This window comes from Terrabacter sp. NPDC080008 (assembly GCF_040702505.1).
Lineage (GTDB): Bacteria > Actinomycetota > Actinomycetes > Actinomycetales > Dermatophilaceae > Terrabacter.
On sequence record NZ_JBFBLC010000008.1, the window covers coordinates 114244 to 132366 of the forward strand.

An 18123-nucleotide genomic window follows, 5' to 3' on the forward strand; every position below is an offset into this window, starting at 1 on the left:
TGTGCCAGCGCCTTTCGTCAGTACGCGAGCGCGCGGTCGACGCCGTCGAGGATGCGGTCGAGGTCGGGGAGGAACTCCTCCTCCATCCGGCTCGGCGGGTAGGGGATGTTGGCGCCGTTGACGCGGATGACCGGCGCCTCCAGCTCGTAGAAGCACTGCTCGGTGACCTGGGCGGCGATCTCGGACGCCATGCCGAGGAAGCTGCTCGCCTCGTGGACGACGACGAGCCGGCCCGTCTTGCGCACCGACTCCACGATGGTCTCGATGGGCAGCGGCGAGAGCGAGCGCAGGTCGATGACCTCGATGCTCGTGCCCTCGGCCTCGGCGGCAGCAGCCGACTCGACCATCGTCTTGACGACCGGGCCGTAGCCGACCATCGTCACGTCGGTCCCTTGACGGATCACGTTGGCCTCGAAGAGCCCTCGCGGTGCCGACGTCGCGGCCGTGTCGTACTCGGCGCGGTCGTGGTAGCGGCGCTTGGGCTCGAAGAAGATCACCGGGTCGTCGCAGGCGACGGCCTGCTGGATCATCCAGTGGGCGTCCTCGGGGTTGCTGCAGGCCACGACGCGCAGGCCAGCGGTGTGGGCGAAGTAGGCCTCGGGGCTCTCCGAGTGGTGCTCCGGGCTGCCGATGCCGCCACCGAACGGGATGCGGATGACCATCGGGATCTTGACGGTGCCGAGCGAGCGGGCGTGCATCTTGGCGACCTGGCTGACGATCTGGTCGAAGGCCGGGTAGACGAAGCCGTCGAACTGGATCTCGCAGACCGGGCGGTAGCCGCGCAGCGCCATGCCGACCGCGGTGCCGACGATGCCGGACTCGGCGAGCGGGCTGTCGATGACGCGGTCCTCGCCGAAGTCCTTCTGCAGACCCTCGGTGATGCGGAAGACGCCACCGAGCTTGCCGATGTCCTCACCGATGAGCACGACCTTGGGGTCGGCCTCCATGGCCTTGCGCAGGCCGTTGGTGATGCTCTTGCCGAGCGTGACCTTCTCCAGCTGGCCGGCCATCAGTTCGCCTCCTCGAAGCTCGCCTTGTAGGCAAGGTAGGCGGCACGCTCCGCCTCCATGACGGGGTGGTCCTCGGCGTAGATGTGGTCCCACATCGTCTCGCCAGGCATCGTCGCCATGTTGATGCAGCCGTCGCGCAGCTCGGCGGCGAACTGGTCGGCCTCCTCGTCGACGCCCGTGAAGAACGCGTCGTCGGCCATGCCCTCGTGGGCCAGGTAGGTCTTGAGGCGCAGGATCGGGTCGCGGAACTTCCACTCCTCGACCTCGGCGGAGACGCGGTACTTCGTCGGGTCGTCCGCGGTGGTGTGCGCGCCCATGCGGTAGGTGTAGGCCTCGACGAGCAGCGGGCCGTTGCCGTTGCGCGCCTCGTCCAGGCAGTGCTGCGTCACGGCATACGTCGCGAGGATGTCGTTGCCGTCGACGCGCACGCCCTTGAAGCCGAAGCCGCTGGCACGCTGGAAGAGCGGGATGCGGGTCTGCTTCTCGACGGGCTCGGAGATGGCCCACTGGTTGTTCTGGCAGAAGAAGACGACCGGCGCGTCGAAGCTCGCCGCGTAGACGAAGGCCTCGTTGACGTCACCCTGCGAGGAGGCGCCGTCGCCGAAGTAGCAGATGACCGCGGTGTCGCGGTCGGGGTCGCCGGTGCCGACGTTGCCGTCCATCCGCACGCCCATCGCGTAGCCGGTCGCGTGCAGCGCCTGGGCCCCGATGACGATCGTGTAGAGGTGGAAGTTGTTCTCCTTGGGGTCCCACCCGCCCTGGCTGACGCCGCGGAAGAGCTGCAGCGAGCTCTGGGGGTCCATGCCGCGCACGAAGCCGACGCCGTGCTCGCGGTAGGTCGGGAAGACGAAGTCGTGCGGCCGGAGCGCGCGGCCGGAGCCGACCTGGGCGGCCTCCTGGCCGAGCAGGCTCGGCCACAGGCCGAGCTCGCCCTGGCGCTGCAGGGCGTAGCCCTCGGCGTCGAGCCGCCGGATGAGGACGAGGTCGCGGTAGAAGCTCCGCAGGTCCTCGGGAGTCAGGTCCGCGACGTACTTGTCGTAGTCGGGGTGGGACACGCGCTGACCTTCGGGGGTCAGCAGCTGGATCATGTCCGGGCCACCGTCGCCGACCGCGGGGGTCGGCTGCTGCAGCTCGGCGACAACCTTGTCGCTCACGTGGGGCTCCTTCGCCGGTGAGACCGGCCTACTCGTTCGGCCCGCGGACGGGGGTCACCCGCTCGTCGGCTTCTGGGGGCGCAGGGCCGCCGTTCGTGACGACGGACACGTGCTTGGTCCTCGGACCGGAACTTACCGGAGAGGCCTGCCAATCTCACAATGCGGGACGACGGTGCAGGTCGGCGCCGTTTCGCGGGCTTCCTGCCGCCTCCCGGGCGTCGACCGCTTGCGTATGCCGTGTGCCCGGGTGAGTCCCCACGCGCCCTCAGCGCCGGGCGCCCCAGTTCCACGGCGGCGTGCTGAGCAGGCCCTGGCCCTGCACCCTGGTCTCGCCCAGGTCCTTGACCAGGGTGATGCCGCGTGCCGGTGAGCCGAGACCGGTCGGCAGCTCGTCCTCGTCGTCCAGGTCGGCCAGGCCGTCCGAGCCGCCGGTCGCCACTCCGAGCTCGCGGACGAGGGCAGACGAGTGCGAGACGACGAGGAGCTGGCTGTGCTCGGAGGCGGCGCGGATCAGCCGGGCCAGCGGCGCCAGCAGGTCGGGGTGCAGCGAGGTCTCGGGCTCGTTGAGCACCATGAGCGGCGGTGGGTCGGTGGTCAGCAGCGCGGCGACGAGGAGCAGGTAGCGCAGGGTCCCGTCGGACAGCTCTGCGCTGCTGAGGGGCCGGAGCATCCCCGGCTGGTGCAGCGCCACGTCGAAGCGGCCGCCCTTGACCGTCACGTCGAGGATCGCGCCGTCGAAGGCGTCGGCGACGGCACGGTCGAGCTCTGGCCGGCCGTTCTCGCGGATCGTCTGCAGGGCGGCGGCGAGGTCGCGGCCGTCGTCCGCGAGGACGGGAGTCCGTGTGCCGACCTGCGGGGTCCGGGCGGGGGCGCCGGCATCGGCACGGAAGCCGTCGTAGAAGCGCCAGCCGCGGATCATCCGGCGCACGCGCAGCAGCTCGGGCGCCCGCTCCGGGTCGGCCAGCTCGGTGAGCATGCTCTCCCACGGGCGCAGGGAGCGGGTCAGCTCGGTCCAGCCCGGTCTGGAGCGGCGGCCGCCGGACGTGCCGCTGCCCGCGGCCGCGGCTCCGGTGTCGCGGTAGGCGGCAGGCCGTGCACCAATGCGCGAGCCCGCTGCCTGGACGGGGTCGGACTCCCACTCGGCACCGTCATCGTCGTCGCCCCAGCCGGAGTCCCAGCCGTCGTCGACCTCGAAGCCCGACCGGGTCTCGACGACGTTCCAGCGCCGGCGCACCAGTACGGAGCCGGGGCGCATCACCGGGCCGGACCACACGACCTCGCGCTTGATCTCGGGGTCGCGCAGGAACGCCGAGGCCGCGCCCTCGCCGCCGCCCGACGCCTGCTGCGGCAGCCCCAGGTCGACGAGGTAGCCGAAGTCGTCGGACGCGAAGCCGAGCTGCAGGCTGATCGGGCCCTTGCGCCGGGTGCCCTGCACGGCGTGCCCCCGGTCGCGCGCTCCTCCGAGCGTCGCCGGCCCGGCCCACAGCGCCGACTCGAGGCCGCCCTCACGGGCCAGCGTGCCGACGACGTCACCGCGACCGCACCCCGCGAGCAGCCGCAGCGACCGGTAGAGGCTCGACTTGCCGCTGCCGTTGGCACCGGTCACGACGTCCAGGCCGTGCAGCGGCACGACGACGTCGCGCAGCGAGCGGTAGCCGGACACGGCGACGGCGGTGAGCATGTGCCGACCATAGGACCCGCCCCCGACACCTGGCGCCCGCTCGCGCAGGCCCGAGCGCTCGCACCCCGCTGGACCCCCGAGTCGCGGGTCGCGCTCGGGTCAGCGTCTCAGGCTTGCGCTCCTGGGTCGTCGACACCGGGGCCCCGGGCGGACCAGGCGGGGAGCTCCTGAAGGGCCCAGCGGTTGCCGTCGGGGTCGCTGAAGTGGACGAAACGCCCCCACGGCAGGCCCTCGACCTCCGAGGCGTCGACGCCTCGGCCGAGGAGCTCGCTGCGCGCCGCGTCGGCGTCGGCGACGACCATCTGGAGGTTGTCGAGACCGCCGGGCACCACCTGCGTCAGGCCCTTGCCGATGGCGATCGAGCAGGCGGACCCGGGCGGCGTGAGCTGCACGAACCGGATCTCGTCACTGACCGTGTGGTCGTGGTCGAGGGTGAAACCGACCTTCTCGACGTAGAAGTCCCTGGCCCGGTCGACATCGGTCACGGGCACCGCCACCAGCTCGAGCTTCATCTCCATGACCAGACCCTAGGCGTGGGCACCGACGACGGGGGCCGTTCACGTCACCCGCTCCTTCCTCAGCGGGAGCCCTGCTCCCCTTCGTCGTCGCTGAAGCCCACCGAGGTCGTATGCGTCGTGCTGCCACGCGCGGTGTCCTGCAGCCGCGCGATGGGCCGGGTCGTCCCCCGCCCGCGAACGCCGTCGGTGGCTGGCGTGGACACGGGCGAGGACCGACGGCCGCGGCGCAGCCGTGCCGACGCCGCGGAGAGCCGGCCGGCGAGAGCGGCTGCGACGCCGGGCCGCGCCGTCGCGACGACGACCGCGAGGGTCAGTGCCAGGACGACGACCGCGGCGACCTCCACCCACCCGACGGGCGTCGTGAAGCGAACGAGCCCGGGCAACAGCCCGATCGAGCGCTCGTCGAAGGAGAGCCGCTCGACGAGCGGACCGCCGACGCTCGCGAGCGCCAGGGCGGTGCCGACCGCGGCGACCACGTGCCCGAGACGTCCGGACCTCGCCACCCACCACGCCAGTCCCGCCGCGGCACAGGCGAGCACGGCGACGAGCAGCACCAGCCGTCCCCAGGGATCCGGACCGCCGTACGCGTCGAGGCGAAGTCCCTCGGAGGAGTAGACCGCCTGCCGTCCCCACGACCAGATGCGCTGCTCGTATCCCTTGGTGAAGTCACCGACCTCGGGCGCCCGCGTCGCGATGACGGCGGTGGGCCAGACGGCTGTCGCCGCCGCCAGCAGCACCCCGACGGCACCGAGCGCCGCCGCAGCCCCCCGCACCCGCCGCGGCACGTCGGCCGGCAGCGACTCGCCCGCGGGCTCCGACCCCATCGGGACCGGCTCCAGCGCCGGTTGCTCGCCCGCAGCACCTTCCGGCGGTGGTCGCCACGACGCCGAGGGACGGACGCCGTCGACCGGGCCCAGCCCCGGCGCACCGACCCGCACGGCCGCGTCCGGGTCGCTGAGGCGCAGGAGGGAACGAGCCCGCACGAGCCAGGCGGACGGCATACGCAAGCCGATGAGCGAGACCACCGCGAGCGCGACGGCGACGACCGCGGCCAGGGCGGCGACGGACTCGAGCCACCCCGCGAGGGTCGTCGAGCCCGAGGCCGCCAGCCCGTGCACGTCGTCGCGGACCGGCCGGCCGTGGCGCTGGGCGGCCGACGAGACGAGGTGCCCGAGCAGGGCGGCCCACGCCAGCGGCGCGACGACCGGCACCCACGCGGCCCGCACGAGCAGCCAGGCGACGACGGCCGCGGCAGCCAGCGTCAACAACAACACGAGGACGACGAGCCCGAAGGGGTCCCACAGGTCCTGCACCAGGGCGTCCCCGGCGCCCAGTGTGCGCGAGCGCCCCCAGCTCCAGAGCTGCTGGTCGAAGAGGACCACCCCGCCCTGGCTGTCGAGCGTCGTCAGGTGCCACGTCGGCGCGAGCACCGACGGGACCGCGAGGAGGACGGCGAGCAGCGCGGCCGCGCCGGCCGGGACCCGCTCACGCTGCAGCGCCATGCGTCCTCCCCCACCGCGCACCGTCGCGCGGCACCAGTCGTGTCGGTCAGCGGGGCCCGAAGCGCCCCGCCACCTCGATGAGCCGTGAGTTGGCCTCGACCTCGCCGATGGTGACGCGGACGCCGTCCTCGCCGTACTGCCGCACCGTCAGCCCCGCCTCGCCGCAGGCCTGCGAGAACGCCGTCGAGTCAGCGCCCAGCGGGAACCACACGAAGTTCGCGTCCGAGCGCGGCAGCCGCCACCCCTGGTCGGCGAGCGCCAGCACGACGCGGTCGCGCTCGGCGACAAGGGTCTCGACGCGCTCCTCGAGCTCGTCGAACGCGTCGAGCGAGGCGATGGCCGCGACCTGGGCGACCGAGTTCACGCCGAAGGGCGTCGCCGTCTTGCGCAGGGCAGCGGCGACGGGCGGGTGCGCGACGGCGTACCCGACGCGCAGGCCCGCGAGGCCGTACGCCTTGGAGAAGGTGCGCAGCACGACGACGTTCGGGCGGTGGCGCCACACGTCGAGCCCGCAGACGGCCTGCGGGTCGCGGACGAACTCGACGTACGCCTCGTCGACGACGACGATGACGTCCTCGGGCACGCGGTCGAGGAAGCGCTCCAGCTCGTCCTGGTGGACGCACGGGCCGGTCGGGTTGTTCGGCGTGCAGACGAGGACGACGCGGGTGCGGTCGGTGATCGCGGCGAGCATCGCATCGAGACGGTGCCGGGCCTGCTCGTCGAGACCGACCATGACCGGCTCGGCGCCGGCGAGCTGGGTGACGATCGGGTAGGCCTCGAACGAGCGCCAGGCGAAGACGACCTCGTCGCCCGCGTCGCAGGCCGCGTTGACGATCTGCGCGAGCACCGCCACCGAGCCGGTGCCGGTCGCGATGCACTCCGCCGGCACGTCGAGCGCCTTGGCGAGCCGCTCGGTCAGCGCCGTGACCGCCATGTCGGGGTAGCGGTTCACCGTCGCCGCGGAGTCCTCGATCGCCGCGAGCACCGACGGCAGGGGCCCGTAGGGGTTCTCGTTCGAGGAGAGCTTGTATGCCGTCACGCCCGCGGGTGCCGACGCGGGCTTGCCCGGCTTGTAGTCGGGCATCTTCGCCAGCACGTCACGCAGGCGCACCTTGACGTCCCCGGCCCGCGGGACGGCATACGACTCCCGGGGGGTGGCGCTCTCGGTCACGCTGTCGGGGAGGTCGTCCGTGTCGGGGGTCGTGGCGTCGGCGGTGTCGCTCATACCCGCACTGTAGAGGCAGTGTCCACGCGCAGTACCGGCCCATGGACACTTCCCTGACGGGAGGGGTGTCGTGTGGCTAGGCTCACATCGTCGCGTCAGTGCCGCCTCGACACCTTCGGCCTGCCCACTCTCTCGAAAGTCAGATCATGCGCATCGGCATCCTCACCGGGGGCGGGGACTGCCCCGGCCTCAACGCCGTCATCCGGGGCGCGACCCGCGCCGCCGAGGTCACCTACGACAGCACCGTCATCGGCTTCCGCAACGCCTGGCGCGGGGTCATGGACAACGACTACGAGATCCTCGACGTCGACCGGTGCCGGGGGATCCTGCCCCTCGGTGGCACGATCCTCGGCACGAGCCGCGACCAGCCGTTCGCGCACGAGGACGGGCTCAAGCGGGTGCGCAAGGCCTACGACCGGCACGGGCTGGACGCCATCATCGGCATCGGCGGCGAGGGCTCCATGGGCGTGCTGAACCGCCTGCACGAGAACGGCTTCCCCGTCGTCGGCGTGCCGAAGACCATCGACAACGACATCTCCCTGACCGAGATGACCTTCGGTTTCCAGACGGCCGTGCAGATCTGCACCGACGCCATCGACCGCCTCCACACGACCGCCGAGTCGCACCACCGGGTCCTCGTCGTCGAGGTCATGGGCCGCCACGTCGGGCACATCGCCACCTGGTCGGGCCTGGCCGGCGGCGCCGCGATCACGCTGGTGCCCGAGGACCCGTTCGACATCGACGAGGTGTGCGAGCGGATCGTGCACCGGCACAAGAAGGGCCGGTTCGCCACGATCGTCGTCGTCGCGGAGGGGGCGCTGCCGCGGCCGGGCAGCTTCGTGATCCCGGCGCCGGAGGTCGACAAGTACGGCCACCAGATCCTCGGCGGCATCGGCTCGCTCCTGGCCCGCGAGATCCAGGGCCGCACCGGCATCGAGAGCCGGATGACGGCGCTCGGTCACATCCAGCGCGGCGGCTCGCCGGTGGCCTTCGACCGGGTGCTCGGAACACGCTTCGGTGTCGCCGCCGTCGAGGCGGCGCTCGACGGCGCGTGGGGCCAGATGGTCGCGCTGCAGCGCGGTCGCATCGAGCGCGTGGCCATCGGCGACGCGATCAGCTCGCTCAAGACCGTCGAGCCGGACCTGCTGCGCCTCAACGACATGTTCCAGCCGCGGATCCCCGGCGACGAGCACCCCGGCCTTCCGGCGGATTCGCGGGCGCGCGTGGAACACTGACACATGCTCATCAACTTCGCGTTGCAGACGGTCATCAACGCCGTCGCCCTGTGGGTGGCCGCGTGGGCCATCCCGGGCATCACCTTCGGGGGCGGCTCGACCGCCAAGGTCGTCGAGACGGTCATCATCGTCGCGCTGATCTTCGGCATCCTCAACATGTTCATCAAGCCGCTGCTCAAGCTGATCTCGCTGCCGCTGATCATCCTGACGCTCGGCCTGTTCGTGTTCATCGTCAACGCGCTGGTGCTCCAGCTGACCTCGTGGCTGTCCGGCAAGTTCGACCTCGCCTTCCACGTGCAGCACTTCTTCTGGGACGCGATCTTCGGCGCCCTGATCATCACGTTCGTCTCGATGCTGCTGAGCTTCATCAAGACCGACTGAGCCGTCACTGTCGTATGCCGTGAGCCCGCCTTCCGCACGGAGGGCGGGCTCAATGCTTCTCGGGGTGTCGGCTTCGGCGCTGTCGGCGGCGGGTCCTACCGTCGTGGCATGCGGTTGCTCCACACCTCCGACTGGCACCTCGGGCGCACGCTCCACGGCGTGAACCTCCACGAGGCGCAGACGGCTGTCCTGGAGCGCATCTGCGAGCTCGTCGAGGACCCGCCGGACGGGGTGCCGGTCGACGCCGTGCTGGTGGCCGGCGACGTCTACGACCGGGGCGTCCCGCCGGTCGAGTCGGTGCAGCTGTTCGAGTGGACGCTCTCGCGGCTCTCCGCGGTCACGACGGTCGTGGTGACCTCGGGCAACCACGACTCGGCGATCCGCCTCGGCTACGGCGCCGGCCTCTTCCGCGACACCATCCGCATGGTCACCGACCTCGGCCAGCTCGACCTGCCCCTGCTCCTCGAGGGCAGTGACGGCGTTCAGGCGGCCGTCTACGGCATCCCCTACCTCGACCCCGACCATGCGCGAGTTGCGCTGGCCGGCGGCGGCGCGCCCCTGCCCCGCTCGCACCAGGCCGTGGTCGGCGCGGCGTGCGAGCGCATCCGGGCCGACCTCGCGGAGCGCCCCGGCGTGCGCTCGGTGGTCCTGGCCCACGCCTTCGTCGCCGGCGCCGAGCCGAGCGACTCCGAGCGGTCGATCATGGTCGGCGGCGTCGACCGGGTGGCCGGCACGGTGTTCGCCGGCATCGACTACGCCGCGCTCGGGCACCTCCACGGGCCGCAGGCGCCGGAGTCGGCGCCCGGCTCGGTCGTGCGCTACTCCGGCTCGCCGCTGCGCTACTCCTTCTCCGAGCAGGAGCAGCAGAAGGTGGTGCTGCTCGTCGACCTCGACGCCTCCGGGCCGGCTCGGGTGACCCCGGTCGAGGTCGCTCAGCCGCGCCCCATGGCCACCTTGCGCGGTCGGCTCGACGACCTGCTCGAGTCGGCCGAGTTCACGGCCGCCGAGCAGTCCTGGGTGCGGGTCACGGTCACCGACCGGGTGCGCCCCGACTCCCTGATGGACCGCTTGAAGTCCCGCTTCCCCCACGCGCTGCAGGTCTTCCACGAGCCCGAGGGAGCCATCGAGCGCAGCCGGTCTGGCACCACGGCCGTCAGTGAGCGCGACGCGCGCGAGCTGGGGTCGCACTTCGTCGCCTACGTCACCAAGACCGAGGCCAGCACGGGCGAGATCGACGTCTTCGAGGCCGGCTACGAGGCGGCGGTCAGGGCGCAGCACCTCGCCGAGGCGCAGGAGGTGGGCTGACGTGCAGCTGCACCACCTGTCCATGACGGCGATCGGGCCGTATGCCGGCACCGAGGTCATCGACTTCACCACCGTCGGGCGCACCGGCCTCTTCCTGCTCGAGGGCCCCACCGGGGCCGGCAAGTCGACCATCATCGACGCGATCACCTTCGCCCTCTACGGCAAGGTCGCGCAGGCCTCGGCCGACGTCGAGCGCATCCACTCCCACCACGCCGACCCGCGCACCGTGCCCGTCGTCGTCCTCGTCTTCGAGACCCAGTCGGGCATCTACCGCGTGCAGCGCACCCCTCGCTTCGAGCGACCGAAGTCGCGCGGGGCCGGCACCACCGTGCAGCAGCCCACGATCAAGCTGTGGCGCCTGCAGACCCCCGACGACCTCGAGGGTGGCGAGCTGCTCTCGACCAACATCGGCGACTGCGACGACGAGATCACTCGCGCGGTCGGCCTGACCCGCGACCAGTTCGTCCAGACGGTGATCCTGCCGCAGGGCGAGTTCGCGACCTTCCTGCGGGCCCGGTCCGAGGACAAGGGCAAGCTGCTCGAGAAGGTCTTCGGCACCGCCTTCTTCCGCCGGGTCCAGGAGCAGGTCGTCGAGGCCGGGCGTGCGGCGCAGGCCCGGCGGCAGTCCGCCGTCGACGAGATCCGGCTCGCGGTGCACGCGCTCGCCGTGTCCGCCGGGCTCGACGACGGGCGCCGGGATGCCCTCGAGAGCCTGAGCCGCACCGCGCCCGAGGCGCTCGAGGCAGAGCTGGCCCAGGTCGTCGACGAGCTCACCACCCGCGAGCGGCACGCCCGCAAGGCGAGCCGCGAGGCCATCGAGACGCACAAGCAGATGGCCGACATGGTCGGCGACGCCCGCCTGCGCATGCAGCGCCGGGAGCGCCTGCGGCAGCTGCAGCAGCAGGAGCACGACCTCGGCAAGCAGGCGGTGCGCTTCGCCGAGCTGCGCGCCGAGGTCGAGCGCGCCAACCAGGCGCAGCCGGTCGCCGGAGCGGTGCGCACCCTGGCCCAGTCCGAGGGGCACCTGCGCGCTGCCGAGTCGAGGCTGCGCCGCGCCCTCGAGCTCGTCGACCCGGCGCTCCGCGACCGCGGCCCGGCGGCCCTGCGCGAGGCGGCAGCCCAGGCCCGTGAGGTCGTCGGCTCCCTCACCGGGGCCATTGCGCTCGAGGACGCGCTTCCCGGCCGCGTCGCCCAGCTGGCCCGACTGCGCGAACAGCACGACGGCACCCGACGGTCGGCGGCTGCCGTCGCCACCGAGCTGGACAGCCTCCCCGAGACGATCGCGGCCCACGAGACGGCCCTGACGGAGGCCCGCCGCGCGGCTGCCCTCCTCGACGGACGCGCGGCCGAGGGCGAGCGCGCGCGAGACCGGCTCGAGGCCGCTGTGGCGCACGAGGCCGCTGCAGCCCGGTTGCCGGCTGCGGAAGCAGCCACGTCCGAAGCACTCACGGCGGTGGCCACGGCCGAGACCGCGCTCGGGGCGCTGCGGCGCGCCCGCATCGAGGGCATCGCCGGCGAGCTCGGCCTCTCCCTCGCCGACGGCGACCCGTGCCCGGTCTGCGGCTCCGTCGAGCATCCCGCCCCGGCACGCCCGACCCTCGACGCCGTCACCCCCGAGCAGATCGAGGCCGAGGAGTCGCGGCTCGCCGGGCTGCGCGACCGGGCCGCACGCGCCACCGACGAGCTCGGCGCGCTGCGCTCGGAGGTGCGCGAGCTGGCCGCACGCTGCGACGGGCTCGACGTCACGGCGGCCCGGGCCCGGGCCGAGGCCGCGGCTCGCGACCTCGCCGAGTCCGTGCAAGCTCGGTCCGATGCGGAGGCCGGGGCCAGGCGCGTCACCGAGCTCCGCGCGCGCGTCGAGGCCCTCGGCGCCGAGGCCGGCCGGCTCGGCGCCGACCTCGCCCGCGCCGAGCAGGCGGTCGCCGACCTCCAGGCCCGCATCACCGAGGAGACCCAGGTCGTCGAGCAGGCCCGCGACGGGCACCCGAGCGTCGCCGGCCGCCGCGACGTGCTGGTCACCGCGGCCGCCCGCATCGACGACCTCGTCGAGGCACTGGCCCAGCGTGACGTCGCCGCGGCAGCCGTCGCCGAGGACACCGCCGCCCGAGACGCCGACCTCGCCCAGTTCGGCTTCGCCGACGTCGAGGAGTGGATGGCGGCCAACCGCGGCAGCGAGTGGATCAGCGCCCGGACGCACGAGATCGCCGAGTTCGAACGCGCCTGCACCCAGGTGCGCGCCGGTCTCACCGGTCCCGAGCTCGCCGACGTGCAGCTCGACGCCCTCTTCGACGACATCGACCAGCTCGAGGCGCTCGCCGCCGGGGCGAAGAAGGACATGGAGGCGGCGAGCAACGAGCACGGGAGCCTGCGCGACCAGGTGGCACGCGCCAAGCGCCGGGTGGCCGACATCCGCGAGGCCCTGGCCCGCAACGCCGCCGTCATCACCGAGACCGCCGACGCCGTCCGTGTCGGTCAGCTCGTCGCGGGCAACGGCGACAACCAGCTCAACCTCGACCTGGCCAAGTACGTCCTCATCCGCCGCTTCACCGAGGTGCTCTCGGCCGCCAACACCGAGCTCGCCCGCTTCTCGGGCGGCCGCTACACGCTCGAGCACACCGACGCCAAGAAAGGCAACGCCAAGTCGGGGCTCGGCGTGCGGGTCCACGACATGCACACCAACCAGGTCCGTGAGGTCGGCACGCTCTCCGGCGGCGAGACCTTCTACGTCTCGCTGTCCCTCGCCCTGGCCCTGGCCGAAGTGGTGCGAGCGGAGTCCGGTGGCGTCGACCTCGGCACGCTCTTCGTCGACGAAGGCTTCGGCACGCTCGACCCCGACGTGCTCGACGACGTCATGCACACGCTCGAGGGCCTGCGCGAGGGTGGACGCACCGTCGGCATCGTCAGCCACGTCAGCGAGCTGAAGTCGCGCGTCGCCGACCGCATCGAGGTCGTCGTCAAGCCCGACCGCACCAGCACCCTGCGCATCACCGCCTGACCTCGCGCGTTCTTTCACCGTCGAGAGGCCACGTCTGGCCACTCCCCACCCGTCGAGAGGCCACGTCTGGCCCCTCCTCAAGGGTCGAGAGGCCTGGTCTGGCCCTCCCCAGCCGTCGAGAGGCCAAGCGTGGCCGCTGTTCAGCTGACGAGGGCCTCCGCGTTCCTGGTCCGGGCTGCTCCCACGACGAGGACGACCACCCCGACGACGGCTGCCCCGGTGGCGAGGGCCGAGTAGCCGAGTGACCCGATGACGACCCCGGCCACGACACCACCGGCCGCACCGGCGAGTCCCATCAGCACGTCCGCCAGGCCCTGCGTCGCCGGCCGCTCCTGCGTCGTCACGGACGAGGTGAGCAGCGTCGAACCCGACACGAGCGTGCACGACCACCCGACGCCGAGCAGGAAGAGGGCCACGAGGAGCAGGCCGGACCAGCCCTCCTGCGACCGGGAGGCGAGCAGCGCAGCTAGCGTCAGCACCACCCCGCCCGAGACGGCGACGGGCGCCGGCCCCCACCGGTCGACGGCGGCACCCACGAGCGGTGACAGCGCGTACATGCCGAGGATGTGCATCGAGATGACGAAGCCGATGACCTCGAGCTCCGCGTGGCCGTGCTGCATGTGGATCGGGGTCATCACCATGACGCTGACCATGACGAGGTGCCCCAGGGCCATGACGACCATGGCCTGGAACGCACGCGGGTTCGCACGCACGACCGCCAGGCCGCGGCGCATCGACCCGTCGTGGTCCACCAGAATCTCCGCGGCCGCCGCGTCCTCTGCGGTCTGCGCCGTGAGGGAGGCGGTTCTGGCCGGCTCGTGCTCGGCAGCCTCCAGCGCCCGCGCCGTCAGGAGCGGATCGGGCCGCAGCAGACGGTGCACCACCGCCCACGCCAGGGCGAAGCCGACGAGTGAGAAGACGAAGGTCCCCACCAGCTCGGGCAGTCCGACGGCGTGTGCCAGCGCCTTGCCCGGCCCGACGAGGTTCGGGCCGGCCACCGACCCGATCGTGGTCGCCCAGACGACGATCGACAGGTCACGCCCACGGTGGGCCGGGCTCGCGAGGTCGGCTGCGGCATACCTCGTCTGGTTGTTGGCGGTCGTGCCCCCGCCGAAGAGGAACATCCCGACCACGAAGAGCGGGAACGAGCGCACCACGGCTGCCGCGAGCACGAGCGCCGCGCCGACGAAGGCGATGGAGAGCCCGAGCCGCAGCCCGACCCGGCGGCCCCGGGCCGCCGTTGCGCGGGCGACCGGGATCGTCAGCAGCGCGGCGCCGAGCACCTGCGAGGTCGTGCCCAGGCCGGCGAGCGCCTCGGTGCCGCTGAGGTCCTCGGCGAGCAGGGCACCGACGGCGATGCCGCTCGCCATCCCCACGCCGCCGAGGATCTGCGAGAAGACCAGCGACCGGACGACCTTGCACTGCAAGGCCGCCCGGTCCAGCGTCTCGGGGGCCGCGACCATCCCACCGCTCACACGTGGCGGCGGGCGGTGATGACGCGGAACCGGTTCGCGACGAAGGCAGCGTCGGTGTACGCGGCGTTGGCGGCCGGGTTGGCGCCGGTGCCGTGGAAGTCCGAGAAGGCAGCCGTCTGGTTGACGAAGACCTGACCGGTGAGGTTCTCGGACAGCGCGACCCCGCCCTCGGCGGCCGCCTCCCGGGCCGCGTCGAGCACGGCCTCGCTCGTCGAGTAGACGGCGGCCGTCATGGCGCCGTGCTCACACACCGTGTCGGCGAGCTGCGCCAGCGACTGCTCGGTCGAGGCGGTCCGAATGAGGAAGCCGACCGGACCGAAGCACTCCTGGGTGTAGACGTCCTCGCGGGCGACGTCGACGGCCACGAGGCCCGGCGCACGCACGACGGCGTCGGCCCAGGTCGGGTGCGTGACGCGGCGTGACTCGAGCACCACGCGGCCGCCGGAGTCCTCGGCGATCGACGCGAGCGAGTCGGCGTTGCCGCGCACCTGGTCGTTGACCGTGGCACCGAGCAGCTCCACCGCCTTGGCGTCGTCGCCGGTGAGCCGCCCCACGGCGGCCGCGAGCCGGTCGCCGAACTCGTCAAAGGACAGGTGCCCCTCGTTGGTGTCGACGCCGCCCTCGGGGACGTAGAGGTTCTGCGGGGCCGTGCACATCTGGCCGGAGTAGAGGGTGAGGCTGAAGGCGAGGTTGCCGAGCATGCCCTTGAGGTCGTCGGTCGAGTCGATCACAATCGAGTTGAGGCCGGCCTTCTCGGTGTAGACGAGTTTGCCGTGGGCGGCCGCCGACTCCTCGAGCCAGGCGCCGAAGGCCGGGCCGCCGGTGTAGTCGATGATCGCGACCTCGTCGCGTTCGGCGAGCGTCTTGGCCAGGCCCTGGCCGTCGGCCTCCGCCGCCAGCTGCACGAGGGCCGGATCGAAGCCGGCCTCGGCGAGCACCTCGCGGGCGACCTCGACCGAGATCGCCAGCGGCAGCACCGCGCGCGGGTGCGGCTTGACGACGACCGCGTTGCCCGTGACGAGCGAGGCGAAGATGCCGGGGTAGGCGTTCCACGTCGGGAACGTGTTGCACCCGATGACGAGGGCCACGCCGCGCGGGACGATGCGGTAGTCCTTCTGCATCCGTGTCGGCGCCGGGTTGCCTTCGCGGTCCCGTCCCGGCTTCTCCCAGACCACCGACGCCGGCACGCGCTCCTGCTCGACGAGCCCGGCGGCGATCGCCTCGATCGCCCGGTCCTGGGCGTGCGGGCCACCGGCCTGGAACGACATGACGAACGGCTGCCCCGAGGTGTGCATGACGGCGTTGGCCATCTCGAAGCTGCGCCCATTGATCCGGTCGACGATCTCCACGCAGACCGCGGCGCGCACCTGGGGACCGGCGTCACGCCAGGCCGGCATGGCAGCACGCGCGGCCGCGAGGCCGGCGTCGAGGTCGAACGCGGGATACGTGACACCGAGCTCGGGACCGTAGGGCGAGACCTCGCTCCCGACGAAGGTGCCGTCGGTCGGCTGGCCCGACAAGGCGGCATACGCCCTCCCAAGATGCGCCTCGTGCGCCTTCAGCCCCTCGGCGGCGGCGCTCTCGCCGTAGACGCGGGGGCTCGGCGACTCGGGGTAGCGGGAGTACCAGGAGCGGCTCGCCAGCGCCTGACGGATCTCGTCGAGGACTCCCGCGTGCGCGTCGAGCAGGGGGTGGGTGGGCGTCGTTGCCGGTGCAGTCACGCGACGATGCTAAGCCCCGCACGACACCACCGGCGTATGCCGGCAGGCGGGCTCCCGGAGCGCCCCGCGCACCCGCCGGGGCACCGCAGCAGGCAGGATGGCGGGCATGGACACGGACGCCAGGGAACCCGGCCGGTCAGGGGCCGCGGAGCGCACGGACGAGGACGCCGCCCGGCACGACGAGGCGATGAGGGCCGCGTCGGCCTTCGGACCCGTCGGCGTCATCGGCGCCGGAGCCATGGGGGCCGGCATCGCGCAGGTCGCGGCGGCCGCCGGGCACGAGGTGGTGCTCGTGGACGTGGTGCCGGGTGCGTCCGGTGGCGCGGTCGAGAAGATCGGCGCGGCCCTCACGCGTCTGGCCGACAAGGGCCGGATGCGGGCCGACGACGCCGCCGCAGTGCTCGCCCGGATCACGCCGGCCGAGTCGCTGGAGGACCTGCCCAACTGCGGGCTCGTCATCGAGGCGGTGCCCGAGGAGCTCGAACTCAAGCGCCGGATCTTCGCCGAGCTGGCGGACCGGCAGCCCGCGACGACGGTGCTCGCGACGAACACCTCGAGCATCGACATCGACGACATCGCCGCCGACGTGTCCGACCCCGAGCGGGTGCTGGGGCTGCACTTCTTCAACCCGCCGCCGGTCATGGCTCTCGTCGAGGTGGTCCACGGCGAGCGCACCGCCCCGGCGTACGTCGAGCACGCCGCCGCGCTGGTCGCCGCGTGGGGCAAGACGCCGGTGCGGTGCAGCTCGACGCCCGGCTTCATCGTCAACCGGGTGGCCCGGCCGTTCTACGGCGAGGCGCAGCGCGTCGTCGAGGCCGGCATCGCCGACGCAGCGACCGTCGACTGGATCCTGCGCGAGCGCGGGGGCTTCCCGATGGGGCCGCTCGAGCTGACCGACTTCATCGGCCAGGACGTCAACCTCGCCGTCGGCACGTCGGTGTGGGAGCAGACCGGCCGGGACGAGCGGTATGCGCCGACGGCCTTCCAGCGCGAGCTGGTCGCCGCCGGCCGCCTCGGCCGCAAGTCCGGGCGGGGCGTCTACGCGTATGCCGCCGACGGGTCGGTGGAGGGCGGCGAGCCCGACATCGAGCTGGCGGGGCGACTCGTCGGGGGCCCGGTCGCCACCGACCCGCTGGCTCGCACGCTCGCCATGCTCGTCAACGAGGCGGTCGACCTCGTGGCGCGTGGGGAGGCGAGCGCCGACGACGTCGACACCGCAATGCGCCTCGGCACCCGCTACCCCAAGGGACCGATCGAGTGGGGCCGCGAGCTCGGCCTCGACGTCGTGGCGAGCTGGATCGCCGAGCTGGACCGGGCCTACCCGGGCGGCCGCTACCGACCGAGCCCGGCGCTGACCGACGGGAGCCTGGCGTGAGCCAGGCGGACGAGGGCGTCGCGTTCGCGCAGCAGATGTGGGCCGACGACGAGGCCTCGCGCCGGCTCGGCATGGAGGCGGTCGTCGTCGAGCAGGACCACGCCGTCGTGCGGATGGCCATCCGAGAGGACATGGTCAACGGCCACGCCATCTGCCACGGCGGCTACATCTTCACCCTGGCCGACTCGTGCTTCGCGCTCGCCTGCAACTCGCGGGGGCGGCTCACGGTGGCGGCCGGGGCCGACATCTCCTTCACCGCGCCCGGTCGGCTCGGTGACGTGCTCGTGGCCGAGGGACACGTCCGTTCGGCGTTCGGCCGCAGCGGCATCACCGACGTCACGGTCAAGCGGGAGTCGGACGGCCAGATCATCGCCGAGTTCCGCGGCCGCAGCCGCACGCTGGCCGCCCCGCGCGCCTGACCATCCCCACCGTCGAAAGGCCACGAACGGCCCACGGCCCGCAGTCGAAGGGCCACGAACGGCCCACTCCGACCCGTCGAACGAGGGGCCAGACGTGGCCTCTCGACGGTTCAGGAGGGGCCAGACG

The 18123-nt window shown here is 72.8% G+C and carries 14 protein-coding genes; 6 read left to right on the forward strand and 8 right to left on the reverse strand.

Annotation, left to right across the window (positions count from 1 at the left end):
* Positions 1–17 precede the first annotated feature (17 nt).
* The 6 genes from AB0316_RS19535 to hisC all read right to left on the reverse strand — a co-directional run bounded on the left by AB0316_RS19535 (position 18) and on the right by hisC (position 7090).
* Positions 18–1010, reverse strand: a complete 993-nt coding sequence (locus AB0316_RS19535) for an alpha-ketoacid dehydrogenase subunit beta (RefSeq protein WP_366274819.1) — start codon at positions 1008–1010, stop codon at positions 18–20.
* A complete protein-coding gene (gene pdhA, locus AB0316_RS19540; RefSeq protein WP_366274820.1) occupies positions 1010–2164 on the reverse strand; it encodes a pyruvate dehydrogenase (acetyl-transferring) E1 component subunit alpha in 1155 nt (384 codons plus the stop codon). The genes AB0316_RS19535 and pdhA overlap by 1 nt, the downstream gene beginning before the upstream one ends.
* A gap of 265 nt (positions 2165–2429) precedes the next feature.
* Positions 2430–3845: an AAA family ATPase gene (locus AB0316_RS19545; protein ID WP_366274822.1), complete on the reverse strand. Its 1416-nt coding sequence runs from the start codon at positions 3843–3845 to the stop codon at positions 2430–2432.
* A 107-nt stretch (positions 3846–3952) separates the two neighbouring features.
* Positions 3953–4363 carry a glyoxalase superfamily protein gene (locus AB0316_RS19550; RefSeq protein ID WP_366274823.1) on the reverse strand — a complete coding sequence of 137 codons (411 nt, stop codon included), beginning with the start codon at positions 4361–4363 and terminating at the stop codon, positions 3953–3955.
* 59 nt (positions 4364–4422) lie between these two features.
* The gene (locus tag AB0316_RS19555; protein ID WP_366274825.1) at positions 4423–5865 is read right to left on the reverse strand and encodes a hypothetical protein; all 1443 of its coding nucleotides are present in this window, start codon (positions 5863–5865) and stop codon (positions 4423–4425) included.
* A gap of 46 nt (positions 5866–5911) precedes the next feature.
* Positions 5912–7090, reverse strand: a complete 1179-nt coding sequence (hisC, locus tag AB0316_RS19560; protein ID WP_366274826.1) for a histidinol-phosphate transaminase — start codon at positions 7088–7090, stop codon at positions 5912–5914.
* A gap of 146 nt (positions 7091–7236) precedes the next feature.
* Between hisC and AB0316_RS19565 the strand changes: the two genes are divergently transcribed.
* The 4 genes from AB0316_RS19565 to AB0316_RS19580 all read left to right on the forward strand — a co-directional run bounded on the left by AB0316_RS19565 (position 7237) and on the right by AB0316_RS19580 (position 13006).
* Positions 7237–8325: an ATP-dependent 6-phosphofructokinase gene (locus tag AB0316_RS19565; RefSeq protein WP_366274828.1), complete on the forward strand. Its 1089-nt coding sequence runs from the start codon at positions 7237–7239 to the stop codon at positions 8323–8325.
* Positions 8326–8328: 3 nt separating this feature from the next.
* Complete coding sequence (locus AB0316_RS19570) at positions 8329–8706, forward strand: phage holin family protein (protein WP_366274830.1); 378 nt, start codon at positions 8329–8331, stop codon at positions 8704–8706.
* Positions 8707–8814: 108 nt separating this feature from the next.
* Positions 8815–10011 (forward strand): exonuclease SbcCD subunit D, encoded by a 1197-nt coding sequence (locus AB0316_RS19575; protein WP_366274831.1) that lies wholly within the window; start codon positions 8815–8817, stop codon positions 10009–10011.
* Between the two features lies 1 nt (position 10012).
* Positions 10013–13006 (forward strand): SMC family ATPase, encoded by a 2994-nt coding sequence (locus tag AB0316_RS19580; protein ID WP_366274833.1) that lies wholly within the window; start codon positions 10013–10015, stop codon positions 13004–13006.
* A gap of 140 nt (positions 13007–13146) precedes the next feature.
* On the opposite strand, the gene AB0316_RS19585 is transcribed toward AB0316_RS19580, so the two are convergent.
* Positions 13147–14469, reverse strand: a complete 1323-nt coding sequence (locus AB0316_RS19585; protein WP_366274835.1) for an MFS transporter — start codon at positions 14467–14469, stop codon at positions 13147–13149.
* An 8-nt stretch (positions 14470–14477) separates the two neighbouring features.
* A complete protein-coding gene (gene paaN, locus AB0316_RS19590; protein ID WP_366274836.1) occupies positions 14478–16202 on the reverse strand; it encodes a phenylacetic acid degradation protein PaaN in 1725 nt (574 codons plus the stop codon).
* A 106-nt stretch (positions 16203–16308) separates the two neighbouring features.
* Between paaN and AB0316_RS19595 the strand changes: the two genes are divergently transcribed.
* Both AB0316_RS19595 and paaI read left to right on the forward strand, forming a co-directional pair.
* Positions 16309–17577, forward strand: a complete 1269-nt coding sequence (locus AB0316_RS19595; RefSeq protein ID WP_366274838.1) for a 3-hydroxyacyl-CoA dehydrogenase NAD-binding domain-containing protein — start codon at positions 16309–16311, stop codon at positions 17575–17577.
* Complete coding sequence (gene paaI / locus AB0316_RS19600) at positions 17574–17996, forward strand: hydroxyphenylacetyl-CoA thioesterase PaaI (RefSeq protein WP_366274840.1); 423 nt, start codon at positions 17574–17576, stop codon at positions 17994–17996. The genes AB0316_RS19595 and paaI overlap by 4 nt, the downstream gene beginning before the upstream one ends.
* Positions 17997–18123 lie beyond the last annotated feature (127 nt).

Excerpts from the sequence above, each read along its gene's own strand:
- AB0316_RS19535 (WP_366274819.1), bottom strand. The coding sequence starts at position 1,010 with ATGGCCGGCCAGCTGGAGAAGGTCACGCTCGGCAAGAGCATCACCAAC.
- AB0316_RS19545 (WP_366274822.1), bottom strand. The coding sequence starts at position 3,845 with ATGCTCACCGCCGTCGCCGTGTCCGGCTACCGCTCGCTGCGCGACGTC.
- AB0316_RS19550 (WP_366274823.1), bottom strand. The coding sequence starts at position 4,363 with ATGGAGATGAAGCTCGAGCTGGTGGCGGTGCCCGTGACCGATGTCGAC.
- AB0316_RS19555 (WP_366274825.1), bottom strand. The coding sequence starts at position 5,865 with ATGGCGCTGCAGCGTGAGCGGGTCCCGGCCGGCGCGGCCGCGCTGCTC.
- hisC (WP_366274826.1), bottom strand. The coding sequence starts at position 7,090 with ATGAGCGACACCGCCGACGCCACGACCCCCGACACGGACGACCTCCCC.
- AB0316_RS19565 (WP_366274828.1), top strand. The coding sequence starts at position 7,237 with ATGCGCATCGGCATCCTCACCGGGGGCGGGGACTGCCCCGGCCTCAAC.
- AB0316_RS19570 (WP_366274830.1), top strand. The coding sequence starts at position 8,329 with ATGCTCATCAACTTCGCGTTGCAGACGGTCATCAACGCCGTCGCCCTG.
- AB0316_RS19575 (WP_366274831.1), top strand. The coding sequence starts at position 8,815 with ATGCGGTTGCTCCACACCTCCGACTGGCACCTCGGGCGCACGCTCCAC.
- AB0316_RS19585 (WP_366274835.1), bottom strand. The coding sequence starts at position 14,469 with ATGGTCGCGGCCCCCGAGACGCTGGACCGGGCGGCCTTGCAGTGCAAG.
- AB0316_RS19595 (WP_366274838.1), top strand. The coding sequence starts at position 16,309 with ATGGACACGGACGCCAGGGAACCCGGCCGGTCAGGGGCCGCGGAGCGC.